Source organism: Mesobacillus jeotgali, from assembly GCF_002874535.1.
Taxonomy (GTDB): Bacteria; Bacillota; Bacilli; order Bacillales; family Cytobacillaceae; genus Mesobacillus; species Mesobacillus jeotgali.
The window spans coordinates 3,217,967-3,235,447 of record NZ_CP025025.1 but is presented as its reverse complement, the minus strand read 5'-3'; the positions used below and the strand labels follow the sequence as shown (position 1 = coordinate 3,235,447).

15 protein-coding genes and 1 other annotated feature are annotated in these 17,481 nt (G+C 42.7%); of the genes, 12 read left to right on the top strand and 3 right to left on the bottom strand.

Annotation, left to right across the window (positions count from 1 at the left end; genetic code table 11):
* Window positions 1-104: 104 nt before the first annotated feature.
* Window positions 105-348 (top strand) — a binding site (T-box leader).
* 58 nt (window positions 349-406) lie between these two features.
* From CD004_RS16475 to CD004_RS16465, 3 genes are all read left to right on the top strand, one after another.
* Complete coding sequence (locus CD004_RS16475; RefSeq protein ID WP_102263750.1) at window positions 407-3,046, top strand: valine--tRNA ligase; 2,640 nt, start codon at window positions 407-409, stop codon at window positions 3,044-3,046.
* Between the two features lie 67 nt (window positions 3,047-3,113).
* Window positions 3,114-4,427, top strand: coding sequence for a bifunctional folylpolyglutamate synthase/dihydrofolate synthase (locus tag CD004_RS16470; RefSeq protein ID WP_102263749.1), 1,314 nt, complete (start codon window positions 3,114-3,116; stop codon window positions 4,425-4,427).
* Window positions 4,428-4,511: 84 nt separating this feature from the next.
* Window positions 4,512-6,227 carry a sensor domain-containing diguanylate cyclase gene (locus tag CD004_RS16465; protein ID WP_102263748.1) on the top strand — a complete coding sequence of 572 codons (1,716 nt, stop codon included), beginning with the start codon at window positions 4,512-4,514 and terminating at the stop codon, window positions 6,225-6,227.
* A gap of 36 nt (window positions 6,228-6,263) precedes the next feature.
* On the opposite strand, the gene CD004_RS16460 is transcribed toward CD004_RS16465, so the two are convergent.
* Genes CD004_RS16460 through CD004_RS16450 form a run of 3 tightly spaced genes read right to left on the bottom strand, consistent with a single transcriptional unit; the run spans window position 6,264 to window position 8,100 of the window.
* Window positions 6,264-7,238, bottom strand: a complete 975-nt coding sequence (locus CD004_RS16460; RefSeq protein WP_102263747.1) for a hypothetical protein — start codon at window positions 7,236-7,238, stop codon at window positions 6,264-6,266.
* A gap of 12 nt (window positions 7,239-7,250) precedes the next feature.
* Entirely contained in the window at window positions 7,251-7,679 is a 429-nt protein-coding gene (locus CD004_RS16455; RefSeq protein ID WP_102263746.1) for a PilW family protein, read from the bottom strand.
* A gap of 4 nt (window positions 7,680-7,683) precedes the next feature.
* Window positions 7,684-8,100 (bottom strand): type IV pilus modification PilV family protein, encoded by a 417-nt coding sequence (locus CD004_RS16450; RefSeq protein ID WP_158651578.1) that lies wholly within the window; start codon window positions 8,098-8,100, stop codon window positions 7,684-7,686.
* 201 nt (window positions 8,101-8,301) lie between these two features.
* Here CD004_RS16450 and CD004_RS16445 point away from each other — a divergent pair, with 201 nt between their 5' ends.
* From CD004_RS16445 to CD004_RS16405, 9 genes are all read left to right on the top strand, one after another.
* Window positions 8,302-9,654 carry a VanW family protein gene (locus CD004_RS16445; protein ID WP_102263744.1) on the top strand — a complete coding sequence of 451 codons (1,353 nt, stop codon included), beginning with the start codon at window positions 8,302-8,304 and terminating at the stop codon, window positions 9,652-9,654.
* A gap of 24 nt (window positions 9,655-9,678) precedes the next feature.
* Window positions 9,679-11,340 (top strand): GspE/PulE family protein, encoded by a 1,662-nt coding sequence (locus CD004_RS16440; protein ID WP_102263743.1) that lies wholly within the window; start codon window positions 9,679-9,681, stop codon window positions 11,338-11,340.
* Window positions 11,341-11,353: 13 nt separating this feature from the next.
* Entirely contained in the window at window positions 11,354-12,394 is a 1,041-nt protein-coding gene (locus CD004_RS16435) for a type IV pilus twitching motility protein PilT (RefSeq protein WP_102263742.1), read from the top strand.
* A gap of 2 nt (window positions 12,395-12,396) precedes the next feature.
* Entirely contained in the window at window positions 12,397-13,602 is a 1,206-nt protein-coding gene (locus tag CD004_RS16430; RefSeq protein WP_102263741.1) for a type II secretion system F family protein, read from the top strand.
* 125 nt (window positions 13,603-13,727) lie between these two features.
* Window positions 13,728-14,162 carry a type II secretion system protein gene (locus CD004_RS16425; RefSeq protein WP_102263740.1) on the top strand — a complete coding sequence of 145 codons (435 nt, stop codon included), beginning with the start codon at window positions 13,728-13,730 and terminating at the stop codon, window positions 14,160-14,162.
* Window positions 14,163-14,181: 19 nt separating this feature from the next.
* Window positions 14,182-14,934 (top strand): prepilin peptidase, encoded by a 753-nt coding sequence (locus CD004_RS16420; RefSeq protein WP_102263739.1) that lies wholly within the window; start codon window positions 14,182-14,184, stop codon window positions 14,932-14,934.
* 15 nt (window positions 14,935-14,949) lie between these two features.
* Complete coding sequence (pilM, locus tag CD004_RS16415; protein ID WP_102263738.1) at window positions 14,950-15,945, top strand: type IV pilus biogenesis protein PilM; 996 nt, start codon at window positions 14,950-14,952, stop codon at window positions 15,943-15,945.
* Entirely contained in the window at window positions 15,945-16,583 is a 639-nt protein-coding gene (locus CD004_RS16410; RefSeq protein ID WP_158651577.1) for a PilN domain-containing protein, read from the top strand. Before pilM ends, CD004_RS16410 begins: the two co-directional genes overlap by 1 nt.
* Window positions 16,580-17,395: a hypothetical protein gene (locus tag CD004_RS16405; RefSeq protein WP_102263736.1), complete on the top strand. Its 816-nt coding sequence runs from the start codon at window positions 16,580-16,582 to the stop codon at window positions 17,393-17,395. Before CD004_RS16410 ends, CD004_RS16405 begins: the two co-directional genes overlap by 4 nt.
* The last annotated feature ends 86 nt before the right edge of the window (window positions 17,396-17,481 follow it).

Genomic DNA, 17,481 nt, shown 5'->3' with positions numbered 1-17,481 from the left:
CACATAGAGGCGGAAAAAGTATAAAATAATAAAAAACAGGAAATGATGATTGACGTCAATCCCCTTTTTTGGGTAGTATATCTAATATACAAAAACACAAATAAAGTAAAGCTTTGACAGGGAAGAGTACATGAGCAGCCAGCTTGAAGAGAGGGAGTCCAGTAGCTGAGAGGACTTCTAAGCAGGAACCATGGAAGGTCGCCCTTGAGCATCGCCTGGGAACGGATATATTCTCAGTAACAGGCGACGGTGAAGAGCCGTTATCAAGATTTGAGCCAGCAACTGAGGTGTTTTTACCGTTGCTGGGAAAAAAGGTGGTACCGCGAACAAACTCCATTCGTCCTTTTATGGCGAATGGAGTTTTTTATTTTTCAAAAGGAAATGCATTTGAATGGAGGAAAAACTGATGGAAGAGAATTTGTCTATGCCGACTAAATACGATCCGTCTTCGATTGAGCAAGGACGCTACGAATGGTGGATCAAAGGGAAGTTTTTCGAAGCGAAGGGTGATGAAACGAAAAAGCCTTATACAATCGTGATTCCGCCGCCAAACGTAACTGGGAAGCTTCACCTGGGCCATGCGTGGGATACAGCGCTTCAGGATATCCTTACACGAATGAAGCGGATGCAGGGCTACGATGTTCTATGGCTTCCAGGTATGGACCATGCGGGCATCGCGACACAGGCTAAAGTTGACGAGAAACTTCGCAGCCAGGGAATCAACCGCTACGAACTTGGCCGTGAAAAGTTCCTGGAAGAATCATGGAAGTGGAAAGAGGAATACGCACAGCATATCCGCAAGCAGTGGTCAAAGCTTGGACTTGGGCTAGACTACAGTCGAGAGCGCTTCACATTGGATGAAGGCCTTTCGAAAGCGGTAAAAGAAGTATTCGTTTCTTTATACCGCAAAGGACTGATTTATCGCGGAGAGTACATCATCAACTGGGACCCTGCTGCTAAAACGGCTCTATCTGATATTGAGGTTATACACAAAGATGTCCAGGGTGCGTTCTACCACATGAGATATCCTTTGGCAGACGGCAGCGGTCACATCGAAATAGCCACAACAAGACCGGAAACGATGCTCGGTGATACTGCAGTTGCTGTTCATCCGGAAGATGACCGCTACAAGCAGTTGATCGGCAAGACAGTAACCCTGCCAATCGTTGGCCGTGAAATTCCGATTGTCGGCGACGATTATGTTGATATGGAATTCGGATCGGGAGCGGTAAAAATCACTCCTGCACATGATCCTAACGACTTTGAAATCGGCAACCGCCATAATCTCGAAAGAGTTCTAGTCATGAACGAAGATGGATCAATGAACGACAAAGCTGGCAAGTACCAGGGCATGGACCGCTTCGAGTGCCGCAAGCAAATCGTCAAGGACCTTCAGGATGCTGGCGTCCTTTTCAAGATTGAAGAGCACATGCACTCTGTTGGACACTCAGAGCGCAGCGGAGCAGTAGTCGAGCCGTATCTATCAACTCAATGGTTCGTTAAAATGCAGCCGCTTGCTGATGAAGCAATCGCCCTTCAGAGCAAAGAAGAGAAAGTTAATTTCGTACCTGAGCGCTTCGAAAATACCTATATGCGCTGGATGGAAAACATCCGTGACTGGTGTATTTCCCGTCAGCTATGGTGGGGCCACAGAATCCCTGCCTGGTACCATAAAGAAACAGGCGAGGTATACGTTGATCACGAGCCGCCAGCAGACCCTGATAATTGGGTACAGGATAATGACGTTCTTGACACATGGTTCAGCTCAGCGCTTTGGCCGTTTTCGACAATGGGCTGGCCGAATGAGGAAGCAGCTGACTATAAGCGTCACTACCCAACCGATGCACTTGTTACGGGTTATGACATCATCTTCTTCTGGGTATCAAGGATGATCTTCCAGGGACTTGAGTTCACTGGACAGAGACCATTCAAGGATGTACTGATCCACGGACTCGTTCGTGCAGAAGACGGCCGCAAGATGAGTAAGTCACTAGGCAATGGTGTTGATCCAATGGATGTCATTGACCAGTACGGAGCTGACTCACTCCGCTACTTCCTGACAACAGGAAGCTCACCGGGACAGGACCTTCGCTACAGCACGGAAAAGGTAGAAGCAACCTGGAATTTTGCCAATAAAATTTGGAATGCATCACGCTTTGCCTTGATGAACATGAACGGCATGAAGTACGAAGAAATCGATTTGAGCGGTGAGAAATCTGTAGCTGACAAGTGGATTTTGACAAGGCTGAATGAAACGATCGAAACTGTTACAAGACTTTCAGATCGCTATGAGTTCGGTGAGGTTGGCCGAGCGCTATACAACTTCATCTGGGATGATTTCTGTGACTGGTATATCGAGATGGCAAAGCTTCCTCTCTACGGCGAAGACGAAGCTGCCAAGAAGACGACAAGGTCCATCCTTGCTTACGTTCTAGACAACACGATGCGCCTGTTGCATCCTTTCATGCCATTCATTACCGAAGAAATCTGGCAGAACCTGCCTCACGAAGGAGAGTCCATCACGGTTGCAAGCTGGCCGAAGGTTGACCCGGCTCTGACTGATAAAGAGGCAGCAGACGATATGAAGCTTCTTGTTGAAGTCATCCGCGCTGTAAGGAATATTCGCTCCGAGGTAAACACACCGCTTAGCAAGAAGGTTGATATGTTCCTGAAGGCGAAGGATGAAAAGACATTAAGCATGCTTGAAAATAACCGGGGCTACATCGTTCGTTTCTGTAATCCAGAGAACCTTGAAATCGGTCTTGAAGTCAATGCTCCTGAAAAAGCGATGACAGCAGTTGCTACAGGACTCGAAATCATCATGCCTCTTGAAGGGCTGATCAACATTGATGAAGAAATCGCCCGCCTTCAAAAGGAAAAAGAGAAGCTTGATAAAGAAGTAGAACGTGTCCAGAAGAAGCTGGCGAACGAAGGCTTCGTCAAAAAAGCTCCTGAGAAGGTCATTGAAGAAGAACGCGCGAAGGAAAAAGACTACTCGGAAAAACGTGCAGCAGTCGAAGCACGCATCAACGAATTGAGAAATTAATTATAGATAATAAATTTGAAGACGAACCAGTACTGGTTCGTCTTCATCTTGAATTGAGGGGTGTAACATGTTTGATACATATGAACAGGCAATTGAATGGATCCATGCAAGACTGAGACTTGGAATCAAACCAGGACTTTCAAGGATGGAATGGATGCTAGAAAGGCTGGATCATCCTGAACGAAGGGTTAAAACTATCCACATCGGCGGCACTAATGGTAAAGGCTCCACCGTCACCTTCCTACGCTCGATCCTGCAAGCGGCAGGATATAGAGTTGGAACTTTTACCTCGCCATACTTTGAGCAATTCAATGAAAGAATCAGTATCAACGGTCAGCCTATCCATGATCAGGAACTGATTGAACTGACCAATGTGATCAAGCCTCTGGCAGATGAGTTGGATCAGACTGAACTGGGTGGACCGACTGAATTCGAAGTCATCACGGCAATGTCTCTATACTACTTTGCGAAAATGTCCCCAGTGGATGTTGTCATTTACGAGGTAGGTCTTGGCGGCCGATTCGATTCGACTAACGTCATTCACCCTCTGCTATCGATTATCACGAGCATTGGGCTCGACCACACAGCAATCCTTGGTGATACATATGAAAAAATTGCTTTTGAAAAAGCAGGGATCATCAAGAATGGCGTAAGTATCATTACTGGAGTGAAGCAGCCAGAAGCGCTCGAAGTGATTAAGAAAAAAGCACTCGAAGGAAAATCGCCGATGTACCAGCTGGGCGATGAGTTTTCAACAAACTCAAGAGAGTCTTTAGAGCGGGGAGAGCAGTTTTCATTTTACAGTATGTTCGGCCAGATACAGAAGCTGGAAACATCCATGATCGGTTCTCATCAGGTAGACAATGCTGCCTGTGCTGTAATGGCTAGCCAGGTCCTTGCAAACTACTACTCCTTTATGATTGAGGACGAGGATATAAGGCATGGCCTGACTCAAGCATACTGGCCTGGCCGGCTTGAGATTTTAAGTGAAAATCCTTTAGTCCTGATCGATGGCGCGCATAATGAAGAAGGAATAAATGCGCTTGCAAGTGAAATTAATTCTCGATTTGCCGATAAAAAGATTAGTATCCTTTTTGCGGCTCTAAAAGATAAGAAATTGGACAAGATGATCGCGTCTCTAGAAGAGGCTGCTGACCAGCTTACTTTTACAACCTTCGACTTTCCGCGTGCAGCTTCTGCGGAAGAGCTAATGGAAGTTGGAAGCAACAGCGGGAATATAAACATCACTGTTAATTATAAGGACTATCTTGATAAGAAAATAATTGAATTAAACAAAGATGAAATTCTAATTGTCACAGGCTCTCTTTACTTTTTATCAGAGGTAAAGCCTTTCATAATGAACGTGTTGAAAAATAAATAAGAAAATTATGACATTGCATAAAAAGTTTGCTAAACTATTTAAAAAGTGTGACTTTTTTCCTAGAAAGGAGGTGGATAGATAAAGATGACTCCCATGATTAAAAAATCAATATGGTTCAGCTGGCTGCTTGTCGTGCCGGTTGGGCTCTGGGTGACTTATCAAGTCTATCCGCCTCCAAGTGATCTATCAGTGTGGGAGGTTTTCACCTTCCTTCTATTGATGGCCGTCGTGGCTGCCATGCCAATGGTCGTCAACAATACGCCAATCTTCCTGATCCAATGGGTGTCACTAGCAGTATTCCTGACATACGGCATCTTTGTGGAAATGGTTCTGATGCAAATTTCTGTACTGATTTTGTTAATGAGGCTTCGTGTCCAAAAGTCCGATATATATAGGTTTCCGCTGAATTCGTTCATGTTCTTTATCGTATCATTAGTGAGCGGATTGATCTTTTACGGCCTTGGAGGGACACATGGAGCACATTTGACCGATGATCCATATACTTATATTTTGGGAACGGTCTACGGAATTAGCAATTATGGAGTGAATACTTTATTCCTGATCCTGCTGCAAGCAATTGTCCTAAAACTTAAGGGACCTTATTTTGGAAAAGATTTCATCTGGGAAACCGTTACGACTTTGATTACATTCCCTATCGGCTTTATACTCTTTGAACTATACCAAAGTGAGATGGGGATCTATTCATTATTGTTCGTCGGGATTCCTTTCGCGAGTCTATCTATCATTCTCAGTCTTTATTATTCAAGTGATAAGGTGAACTACTTTTTACAGAGTGCCTCTGAGATTGGCCACCAGCTGGCTGAGAGGCTGAAGTCGGATGATGTTCTCGACCTTTTTGTTCAAAAGGTGATCGAGATGCTTCCAGTTGACTATGCCTACATTTTGGATGTTGTTGATGACAAAGACCTAAAGCTGATCCATAAGGTAGAGTTCGGCGAAGTGATGGAGCCTGTAGCTGAGCCTCTTGGAAAAGGCAAGGGAATAAGCGGGCTTGTATGGGAAGAGAAAAAACCTGTTCTTTTCCATTCGAAAAAACAATGGAAGCATATTAATTCAGGCTACATTCCGGCAGGTGCTGAAAGTATCCTCGGTGTACCAATCGTCAGGAACAACCAGGTTATCGGTGTCCTCGTCCTGGCCGCAAACAAAAAAAGAGCATTCGAAAAATCGCAGCTGATGATTATCGACATCCTATGTTCCCATTTTGCGGTTGCGGTGGAAAATGCAAGGCACCACGAAAAAACGAAGGAAAATAGTGAACGCTGCGCATTAACAGGACTATACAATTATCGCTACTTTGAAAATATGCTCACAGCTGAATTCGAAAAATTGCAATTTGGCCATAGGGACCTTTTATCACTCATCCTGCTCGATATCGACCACTTCAAATCCGTCAATGATACATACGGACACCAAAGTGGAAATGAGATTTTAATCGAGCTTGGTGAACGGCTTCGGAAAAGAATCGGAGATATTGGCACTGTTGCCCGCTATGGCGGGGAAGAGTTCGTGATCCTGCTGCCTGACATGATGAAAGGTAATGCCCTAAAACTGGCAGAACAAATCAGGCTGTTGATTGCCAACGAGCCTTTCACTCTGCTGCAATCAATGGATGAAGAAGGAAAGCAGATTCTAGTCAATATCACCGCATCAATCGGCGTGGCCACTGCCCCGCAGGATGCCGAAGATTCACTCGCATTGATCAGGCATGCAGACCGGGCTTTATATGTTGGTGCAAAGCGATCTGGAAGGAATCGGGTTGCTGAGTATGTGAAATGAGAAAAGGCTGACCTGGGGGGTCAGCCTTTTCTATTCTTAGTACTGCACATTTATTCCATCGTCAGGGTTAATATACCATTCATCGTCCGCTGGCCGCGGGCAGGACTTATTTTTGCCAGAAGGGAAATCTGTATACTCAATCAATTTTCCCAGGTTGTCAATTTTATAGATGTTTCCGTATATACAAAATGAATAAGCATTGCCATTAAATTCAGGTGGAACAGTAAAAATAGCATCTCCGAAAACAAAAATGTCAGCTGTGCCTGAGAAGATAATCCTATCTTTAAAAAAAGCATTTCCGTTCACGTTAATGATGCGATTACCCCGGACTTCAATACTTTTTTCAAAGTAAGTAGATGAGTCAAAAGTCAGGTGCTTATCCTGTCCTTTTAAGTCAATTGGAGTTGAATGAACCACTTGATAACTTGATTTATCAGGCTTAGCCTCTCCCACCAAGCTCTCTCCGTTTTTTTCAATTGTGATGGTGCTATTAAGAATTTTAGTTTCATTTTTCGTTTTTCCGTAGCTTTTGAATTTGACGGTTATGGTTTCATCAGCTTGGATATCTGAAACGGTGATGTCTTTTACTTCGTACAAATTATCATCTTCGACAGTCCTAATCAGACTATTGTTCAGTGAACCTAATCTTGATTTGAGATTTTCCAGGAAATACTCATCATATTCAGCTGTACAGCGGTTTGTATTTTTCTTGCATTTCTTTACCTTCCCATGTGGATGAGGTTTCTTATTGCCATTATTATTTTTGATGGCCGTATCAGCTTTTGCATCCGCAAAAGAATTAGCTTCAATGACAGTATTGGCAAGCCATGCTTCATAATGTGCAACTCCCATCTCCGCAAGGTCAGTTGCCTTGTTCATCTCATCTGTCTTATTGAATTGCTTGCGGGCAGACAGCGCCATACCGCTCATGGAAAGAGCCATGGTGAAGGTGATAGTAATAATGACTAATACAAGGACAAGTGCATAGCCTCTTTCATTTTTTAAGTCCAATTCTATCCCTCCTTAATACCTTTTCACTGTCGTTTCAACTTCATATTTCTGCCCTTTTTGATCAGTTAAGGTCAATTGAACTGAAAGCGGGTGCTGTGAATCTATCTTTAGGTTATCAATGGTTGTTGTTGTTGGGTAGCCAACTTTTATCTCCATCTCATATAGGGAATCACCAAGTAAATGATTAGCTGTGTCTTGGCCAATGTAAGCTTGCTTTCCTGATTGGTCATATTTGATCCAGTAAGAATCATTTGTTTGGTGATACTGTTTAATGGTTGCCAGTACTAGATTGGCAGACTGGTCCATACTGGTTTTTTGTGAAATGCGATCGTAATTGTTATTGAAAGTAAAAAATACTCCATAGATAATTCCTGAAATGATGAAAAGTATGGCAATTACAGCAAGAAGCTCGACTAATGACATTCCTTTTTGGTTGTTCATGTGCTCACCTTCTTATATATGTGAATGTTTCCGAAGAACTTTCAGGATCGTCACTGTCAATAATTGCTACCTTGGCTTTGATTAAGTTCTCTTCACCAGGGGTGAAACTTGCCGATATAGTATATGTACTATTAATGGTTTGACCGGAAAGCGCTTCTAGGGCGTCTTCATTCAATGTGCATTCTAAATCAGCACAATCTGGAATTGTTTGTAATCTGCTTTTTGAAATGTTTAGTTCTATTAAATTTACAACTTTCTGGGTGGTCTGGGAAGTACTGAGTTTTTCTTCATTTTTCTTCACAAACAATGCAGATTGGCTAAAAAAGCCTGCAAAGGACGTTAATACGATGGAAAGAATTACAATTGACAATAAAACTTCCAGTAAAGTCAGTCCATTTTGGTCCCCCAACTTATTACCCAATACTATTGACCTCCCACCTTCTAAATCTACTAAATCTATTATACAATAGGTAATAGGGAAATTTGTCACATGATGAAAGGAATTTTTGTCTGATGATGTAGGGAAATGGAAATGTGTTTTATAAATTACATTCATTGAATCAACGATGCAGATTCTCAATTTTTAGATGTATTACTATTTTTATGCTTGGAGGACTCCATAGTGAAAAGACAGCAAATAGTAAAGTTTTCACTGATCCTTTCTGTTCTTTCAATCTTTATATTCAGCTATAAATATTTTGGCTCGGACATATTCAGCGCACGGACGTCAGCGAAGCAAGCATTCTCTGAAAATACGATAATCGGAAGCTTTGACGTTTCAAACAAGTCACAAGACGAGGCAACGGCTAATATTCAAACGGAAGTAGATAGTTGGTTAGCCCAGGCGAGTGTACAGCTTGTTTATAAAGGCCAAAACTACCCTGTGAACACAACCGCTTTTGTTTTTGAGGTTGAGAATTCTGTTTCTTCTGCCACCAGTGGAGCACAAAATGAACTATATGTTCGTTGGGAAGAGGCGGAATTAAATAATCTGAACTTACCTTCCTTAATCATGGCCAAACTTGATACTGAAAAACTAACTATCAAAATGCAAGCTTCCGCACAAAAACTAATTCCGGAAATTGTAATCAAGCTTGAGGACTTTCTTCCTGCTGAAGAACCAGCCATTATTTCGACTGCTTCTGTCAAGCTTTCTTCTAATGTTGAGTCAGAGCTCATTGTAGAGCTAGTTCCAATCGATATATTGCCAGATTCAATGTTTTCGCTTGCTGCCTATGCAAATGAAAACGGCCTGGCAAATGTTTCAGCTTCAACCTTCAGTCAGATGGGTTCTGCCTTATACAAGGCATTCCTGCAATCTGATATTTCAATCGTCGAAAGACACATAAGCAGCCAGCTGCCAAAAAATATTGATTTAGGTTATGAAACTAAAGTGGATTTTTCCAAAAATCTTGATTTGAAGTTTTATAACCCAACCGATACATCTTATAAGGTAGAGTTGAATCTAAATGGACAGGAACTGGAGGTGGTGGTGACAGGGCCACCTCCAATATATGAATACAAGATAACTGCCTCAGATAAGCAGGAATTCAAACCAAGGATAATCAAGCAATATTCTCCTCATCTCAAGCAAGGACAAAAGTCCGTCCAGACAGAAGGAAAAGCGGGTTTGCTGATCAAGGTCAACAGGGAGATCTACGGTGAAAATGGAGAACTCTTAAAAAATGAATTCATATCTGAGGACTTTTATCCGCCTATCCACCGGGTCGAAGTGCTTCCGTTAGCACCAGCAGTTATCCAAACTGCTCCAGATTCAACAACTGGCTCAGATACTGTTACGGTTCCGGGAGTTGAGCAAAACGACAGTACTTCGGGACAAACAAGCGGAACAAATCCAACTGTACCAGCCAGCGACGGCGAACAACAGCAGCCAAATGACGATCATGCTAATGATGGTGAACAAGGGGCAGATGAAGGCGGCCTATGGGGTAAACCGAATGAACAGCCAAAATAATCATTCGGGACGGGAGTGATAAAAATGAGACAAACACGAAAGCGGCTGGGGGACCTGTTAGTTGAAACAGGGCTGATTAAAGCTGAACAGCTTCAGGATACTCTGGCTAATAAAGCTGAAAGCCAAAAGCTGGGCGATGCATTGCTTCAACAAGGACTGATCACAGAGCAACAACTCATCGAGGTACTGGAATTCCAGCTAGGCATTCCTCATATCAGTTTGTATCGTTATCCTTTCGATACGAAATTACTCACCTTGATACCAAAGGACTTGGCGAAAAGAAATTTAGTCATTCCTTTGAAAAAAGAGGGGGATAAGCTGTTTGTCGCCATGGCTGATCCCATGGATTTTATTACAGTTGACGATTTAAGGCTTTCAACAGGTTTTCATGTTGAAACGGCTATAGCTACCAAGGATGATATCCTCAGGGCAATCAATAAATACTATGACAGCAATGAAGGCTTTGAAGATCTGTTGGAGTTGAATGCTCCGATGGAAACAATCAAAGAAGAAACTCTGAATGAAGCCGATTCACCGATCATCAGGCTGGTGAACCAGCTGCTTTCGAATGCTTCCACCAGCAAGGCGAGCGATATCCATATTGATCCCCAGGAAACAAAGGTCATTATTCGATATCGCGTGGATGGGATTCTCAGGGTGGAAAGAGTACTGCCAAAGCATATGCAAAATGTTCTGATCGCCAGGATAAAAATCATGGCGAACCTTGATATCACAGAGAATCGGATTCCTCAGGACGGACGAATGAAGGTCAATATTGACTTTCACCCGGTCGATTTACGTGTGTCTACCATGCCGACTGTTTTCGGAGAAAAGGTTGTTATGAGGATTCTCGACCTGGGAAGTTCGTTGAACGATGTTGAAAAGCTTGGTTTCAGCCAGCACAATCTGGAGCGCTTTAAAGATATGATCAGCAGGCCGAATGGGATAGTCTTGATCACTGGCCCAACTGGTTCAGGCAAGTCTTCGACACTGTATGCGGCGCTCAATAAGCTGAACAGTGAGGAAGTAAATATCATCACTATCGAGGATCCGGTTGAATATCAATTGGAAGGAATCAACCAAATACAGGTCAATACAAATGTTGGCATGACTTTCGCTGCGGGGCTGAGGTCAATCCTGCGCCAGGACCCAGACATCATCATGGTCGGAGAAATTCGTGATAAAGAGACAGTAGAGGTTTCTGTCAGAGCCTCTTTGACCGGACATTTAGTGTTAAGTACCATCCATACGAATGATGCGCTTAGCTCCATAACAAGAATGATCGATATGGGAGTGGAACCTTTCCTGGTGGCGTCTTCATTAAGCGGAATCGTAGCACAGAGACTTGTCAGAAGAGTCTGCAGGGATTGTGCTGAAGTACATGAGCCAACGAAACGGGAGATTGACATCTTTTTAAAAAGAGGCATTCAGATTGATAGGGTTTGGAGGGGAAGTGGTTGCTCCTCCTGCAATATGACGGGGTACAGAGGGCGTATCGCTATCCATGAGGTATTGCAGATCGACGGGGAATTACGGAGAGCAATCATGAACGAGGAGCCTATTAACGTGCTGAGGGAGATTGCAGTAAGCAACAAGACAATCTTTTTAATTGATGATGGTCTTTTGAAGGTCAAACAAGGACTTACAACGACAGAAGAAGTTTTAAGAGTGGCAATAACAGAGTAAACGGGGAGAAAGAATGAAAGATAAAATCGATCACTTGTTAAGTTCGGGCTTCGAGCAAAAAGCTTCCGATATCCATATAACTGTCGGCATACCGCCCATCATGAGGATCAATGGTGACTTGAAAAGATTCGGAACCGAAGTGACTGTCCCTGAAGATACGGAAGGGATGGCAAAGGCGATCATTCCAGAAAAATTATGGGATCAATTCAAGGCAAAAGGCGAACTCGATTTTTCTTATGGAATACCTGGGATTTCAAGGTTCAGAATCAATGCATATCATCAGCGAGGCTGTGTGTCGCTCGCTGCGCGTGTTGTGCCGACCCGGATTCCTACACTTGAGGAGCTGGAAATGCCATCTATCCTAAAAAAAATTGCTGATAAGCCTCAAGGCCTTGTGCTTGTAACAGGACCGACCGGAAGCGGCAAATCAACCACACTTGCTGCTATGATCCAGTATATTAATAAAAATATGAGCAAGCATATCGTCACACTAGAGGATCCGATTGAATATCTCCACAAACATGGAAATAGTATTATCGACCAACGCGAGGTTGGTTTCGATACAAATAATTTCGCGAATGGCCTGCGGGCAGCACTCCGTCAGGATCCTGACGTCATCCTTGTTGGAGAGATGCGTGACCTTGATACGATTCAGACAGCGATTACGGCAGCGGAAACTGGTCATCTTGTGCTTGGTACACTACATACTTCAAGTGCTCCGGCAACGATCAACAGGATCATTGATGTTTTTCCCTCTGGACAGCAAGCTCAAATCCGAATCCAGCTTGCATCTGTTCTAGTTTCGGTCATATCGCAAAGGCTTTTTCCAACGGCCGATAAAAAGAGTCGCAGGGGAGCAACAGAAATACTAATCAACAATGCGGCTGTGGCGAACTTGATCCGCAACGAAAAAATTCACCAAATCATGAGCATCATGCAAACTTCAAGGATTTATGGCATGCATACGCTTGAGATGAGCATTAAAGAATTACTCCAGCAAGGGATTATCTCAAGAGAGGCCGCTGAACCATACTTACAGGAGAAGTTGGTGTAAAAATGGCACGGTTCAAATACTCCGGACGGGACCGGACTAAAAAGCGATCGGGTACAATAACAGCTGGTTCCAAACGTGAAGCACTGGCAAAACTTCGTGATGAAGGAATCCGGACAACGGAAATATTCGAGGTTCCGGAAACTCTGCTAACAAAAGAAATCAACATTGGAAATCCAGTTAAACTTCAGCACCTAGTCATTTACCTTCGCCAGTTTGCAACCTTGTTGAAAGCTGGTGTATCGGTTGTTGAGTCTACAAATATTCTTGCCAGACAGACAGAGAGCAAAGCATTAAGGAAAGCACTGCTTGATGTTGAAGCGGAGCTTAGGGAAGGCAACCAATTATCCCAGGCGTCAGCCAAACATGACAAAGTTTTTTCAAACATGTATATCAATATGATCAAAGCAGGCGAAGCGGGTGGAAATATGGATGAGACCCTCGAACGCCTAGCCGACCATTATGAAAAGCAGCATAATACCCGTCAAAAGGTTGTAGCGGCATTGACATATCCTGCCGTGATCGGTCTGATTGCAATAGGTGTCGTCATTTTCCTTCTCGTATCTGTCGTGCCTACGTTTGTTGGGATGTTCGCTGATTTCGGGGGGGAATTGCCGGAGATTACCAAGTTTGTGCTTGGTGCCAGCGAGTTCATGCAGGGATACTGGTGGCTGCTCCTTCTGTTCTTCTTGGCTGTCGTGGTTGCACTTAGCTTTGCGAAAAAAAATAAGAAATCGAAATACTATCTTGATTACGCTATTTTAAGGATGCCGATCTTTGGGAAACTGATGCAAAAAGCAGTGCTTGCCCGGATGACAAGGACCTTAAGTTCTTTGTTCACAAGTTCAGTACCTATTCTCCAAGCATTATCGATAGTTGAAAATGTTGTAGAGAATGAAGTGGTTTCAAGGGTAGTGCGCGAGTCCAGGGACTCTCTTGAAATAGGACAATCAATGACAGGCCCGATGAAAAACCACTGGGCTTTCCCGCCTCTGGTCACCCAGATGATTTCAATCGGGGAAGAAACGGGATCGCTGGATGGCATGCTAGGAAAAGTCGCCGAATTCTATGAAAAAGAAGTAGAAACAAGCACAGACCAACTCAAATCATTAATTGAACCGATCATGATCGTCATACTGGCTGGACTTGTAGGCACAATCGTCACATCCATTATGATCCCTATGTTCGACATCTTTAACCATGTGAATTAAAAACTAACAAAAAAAGACAAAAACTACGATTATATTATATGAAACTAACAAGCTATCCATTATAATATTGTTAGATACATATAACTTTTGTCATAGGAAATTATTACTAATAAGGAGAGGGAGACATGTTAAAAGCGATTAAGAAAAGAATGAAGGATCAGAGAGGTTTGACACTGGTTGAACTTCTAGCGGTTATTGTTATTTTGGGGATTATTGCGGCGATTGCTGTGCCCAGTATTGGGAATATTGTTGAAAAGTCAAAAGCAGATGCTATAAAAGCTGAAGCCTTACAAATTATAGATGCTGCAAGATTATATTCAATAGAGACTCCCATAACAGCAGCTGGGATAGACGAGAGTGTCCTAGAGCCAAAATATCTTGATAGTACAGATAATTTTAATGAGTATACAGTTAGTTATGTTGGAAATAAACTGTTATTAACCGGAGATGGAATAAATGGTTCGGTAGAAATTAAGTTTAATAATGCCTCAAAAGATGCAATCAGTGAAGATAATGGTAGTGGAAGTAGAACTATTCCAGCTCCACCTGCATCTAATTAGTTAATTTGAGAAAATATATATGATTACTTTCATGTTTTTGTATGGCCTCCTCCTAGGTTCCTTCTACAACGTAGTAGGCCTGCGAGTGCCGGAAGGAAAATCAATCGTAGCGCCGCGCTCGTCTTGTCCGAAGTGCGGGCACCAGCTGACAGCGTTTGAGTTAGTACCAGTTTTGTCATATGTATTTCAAAAAGGGAAATGCCGCCAGTGTAAGGTCGGCATTTCTCCTGTTTATCCATTGTTTGAGCTCTTGACGGGTGTGCTTTTTGCTGGCGCATTCTTTTTAATAGGTTGGGACTTTGAGTTGGTGATAGCCCTTACGCTAATCTCGTTGTTCATAATCATTACAGTTTCTGATTTTGCTTATATGATTATCCCTGATAAGATACTGATTGTGTTTGCTGTCATTTTTGCAGCGTTGCGAATCTATCACCCTCTTACTCCGTGGTGGGATTCTTTTGTTGGTGCTTCGGCAGGGTTCGTTCTTCTCCTATTAATCGCCTTCGTCAGCAAGGGTGGCATGGGCGGCGGTGATATCAAACTTTTCGCTCTGATTGGCTTTGCTGTCGGCTTTAAGACAATGCTGCTTGCCTTCTTTTTCTCCACCTTTTTTGGCGCTTTTTTTGGCATCCTTGGATTGATTACGGGAATGGTCAAACGGAAGCAGCCAATACCTTTTGGCCCCTTCATAGCCATAGGGACACTTGTTGCTTACTTCTTTGGAGAGCAAATTATTGATTGGTACTTAAATTTTTTACTAACTGTGTTTTGATAAGGAGTTTTCTAAATGGCGTTTTCCCTTTTTTCTGGCAGTAACAAGGTTGTCAACCTTGTTCTCAATGATCATTCAGTCCGCTATGTTGAATTAAAACAAAAGAATCCGCCCATTCCACTTCACTTTGGACAGCGGATTTTGCCCAATGGAATTATTATGGACGGCAAAATACAGGATATGGATACATTGATGAACATTCTGGATGAGTGCATTGATGACTGGAAGATTGCCAAAAGGGAAATCCGTTTTACCGTGCCCGATTCGCTCGTCATTATCAGGAAGGTTTCCATTCCAGCAGATGTTAAGGAAGATGAAATTCATGGGTATTTGTATTTGGAGTTAGGAACTTCGATTCACTTGCCCTTCGAGGACCCAGTGTTCGATGTCATCACTCTAGGTGTAGAAGGGCAAAAGCAGGAGATCCTTGTCTTTGCTGCGCCAGAACAATATGTAAATGAGTTTGCGGATTTGTTTAAGAGCCTCAGGCTTAAGCCCATTGCTGCAGACATCTCTCCTCTTGCGATCTATCGTCTTTTTCACCAGCTGGATATGCATCGGGCAAACGAGGTATTGCTTTCCGTCCAATTTGACCTGGATGTCGTCAGCATGTGTGTATTTGAGGAGCACATCCCCGTCTTCATGCGCCATATACCAGGTGATATGAAAGAAAATTGGAGTGTGAAGTTTGGTGAAGGTGGCATCCACTCAAATCAAAAAATGGTCTATATTGGAGAGCTCTCGGAGTTGACTTATCAACTCGAGGAGATTTATCGGGATGTAACAAAACTGATGGATTTTTACCGCTATTCCCTTACCCATGGAAAAAAAGAAGTAACCAGAATTCTAGTAAATGGGGATCATCCAATGCTCGAGCGTGTACATGCTGATATGAAAGAGCTATTTGAAATTCCTGTCGATACTTTAAAGGTAAGCATGCCTGACAATGATCAGGAGACATTGCCGAATTGCTACAATCTGGCTCTTGGTCTGGGATTAAAAGAGGTGTAATGATGCTTGTAGAGATTAACCTGCTACCTAAAAAAGAACATAAAAAATCTTCCATGCTCATTATGGCCATTGCAGGAATCCTTGGGTTTACGATCACTTTCTCAATTGTCTTCTTTCAGGGAAATAGCTATGAGAAAAAAATGGAAACCCTTGATAAACAAATAGAGAGTATCCAGAAGTTGAATGAGGTCCAGCAGGCAAAACTGGCAGAAGGGGATAGTTCAAACTCTGCAGTTAAGCTTCAAGATGCGGTCAACTGGGCTGAACAATTTCCATTTGATACGGTGCCTATCCTGCAAAATATAATTGCCCTTTTACCTGAGCGTGGATTTATCCAGAACTTTGAATATAGTAATGCGGATTCTTTGGTAATCAAGATACAACTTGATGCCACAAGAGATGCTGCTTTTTATTTAAGTTCCTTAAAAGGTTCCGAATGGGTTGAGGATGTTACCCTAATGAATATTGTAGCAGAGACGAAGATTGAAGGAACTGCGGTGGAAACAACTAATACTTCATCTGAGCAAGAGGAAGTAAAAGTTCTCCCACGTTACAGTGCAGAATTCGAAATAACATTCAAGCCTGAATTTTTCAAAGAAACTAAGGGGATTGCATCAAAAGGGGGAGATGGAACATGAACCTCCAATTAGAAAAGAAACATTTAATAATCCTGCTTTCTTTGTTTGTCTTCTTGATATTACTGTATTTTGGCGCACACTTTCTTTATATATCTCCAATGAAAGATAGTCTTGCGCTGAAAGAAAGTCAGCTTAAAACGGAGCAACAGCTGAGCAAGACATTGGAAACCCGTTTGTCGACTGCGAGCTCAAGTGATTTTAACAGTACAATGGAATTGCAAAAAACTCTTCCTATTGATCCAATGACTGAACAACTCGTGCTTGATCTTGAAAAAGCAGAAGTAGTATCAAATAGTTATATAACTGCAATGGAGTTCAGTAAAGACGGCCAGGTTATCGATAGGGAAAAATCTTTGAACAACGAACAGGGGACAACAGATTCCGATAACACAGCTCAGGGAACCGAAACAGTGTCAGAGGTTGATAGTCATCCTATCCAGATGCCAGATGGAGTCTCAAAAACATCAGTAAAGGTTACTGTCGAATCGGAGAGTTACTTTGAGCTTGAAAAATTCATTGCGACCTTGGAAGAATTGCAGCGTATCGTCATGGTAGAATCAATCTCGTTCAGTGGTCCCGAAGAAATCCGTTCGCTGTCGGATGATGAAAACAAGATTATAATGAACATTACAATTAATGCATTTTATCTATCAGGTTTCGATGATTTAAAGGGTGACAACCCAAAAATCGAAACCCCAGCACCTGCCAACAAACGAAACCCGTTCCCAACTTTCGGTGATTATTCAGAGGATAATCTGGTAGAACAAGAGCAGTCGGATGTCGATGAAACAGAAGGAACGGACGAAAACTAATCTAGTAAAAAAATTGACGAAAGCATTCTATAACAAGACGACAAAAGTCTTGTTATTTTTTTTTGCCTATATGATAGGATGGAGCA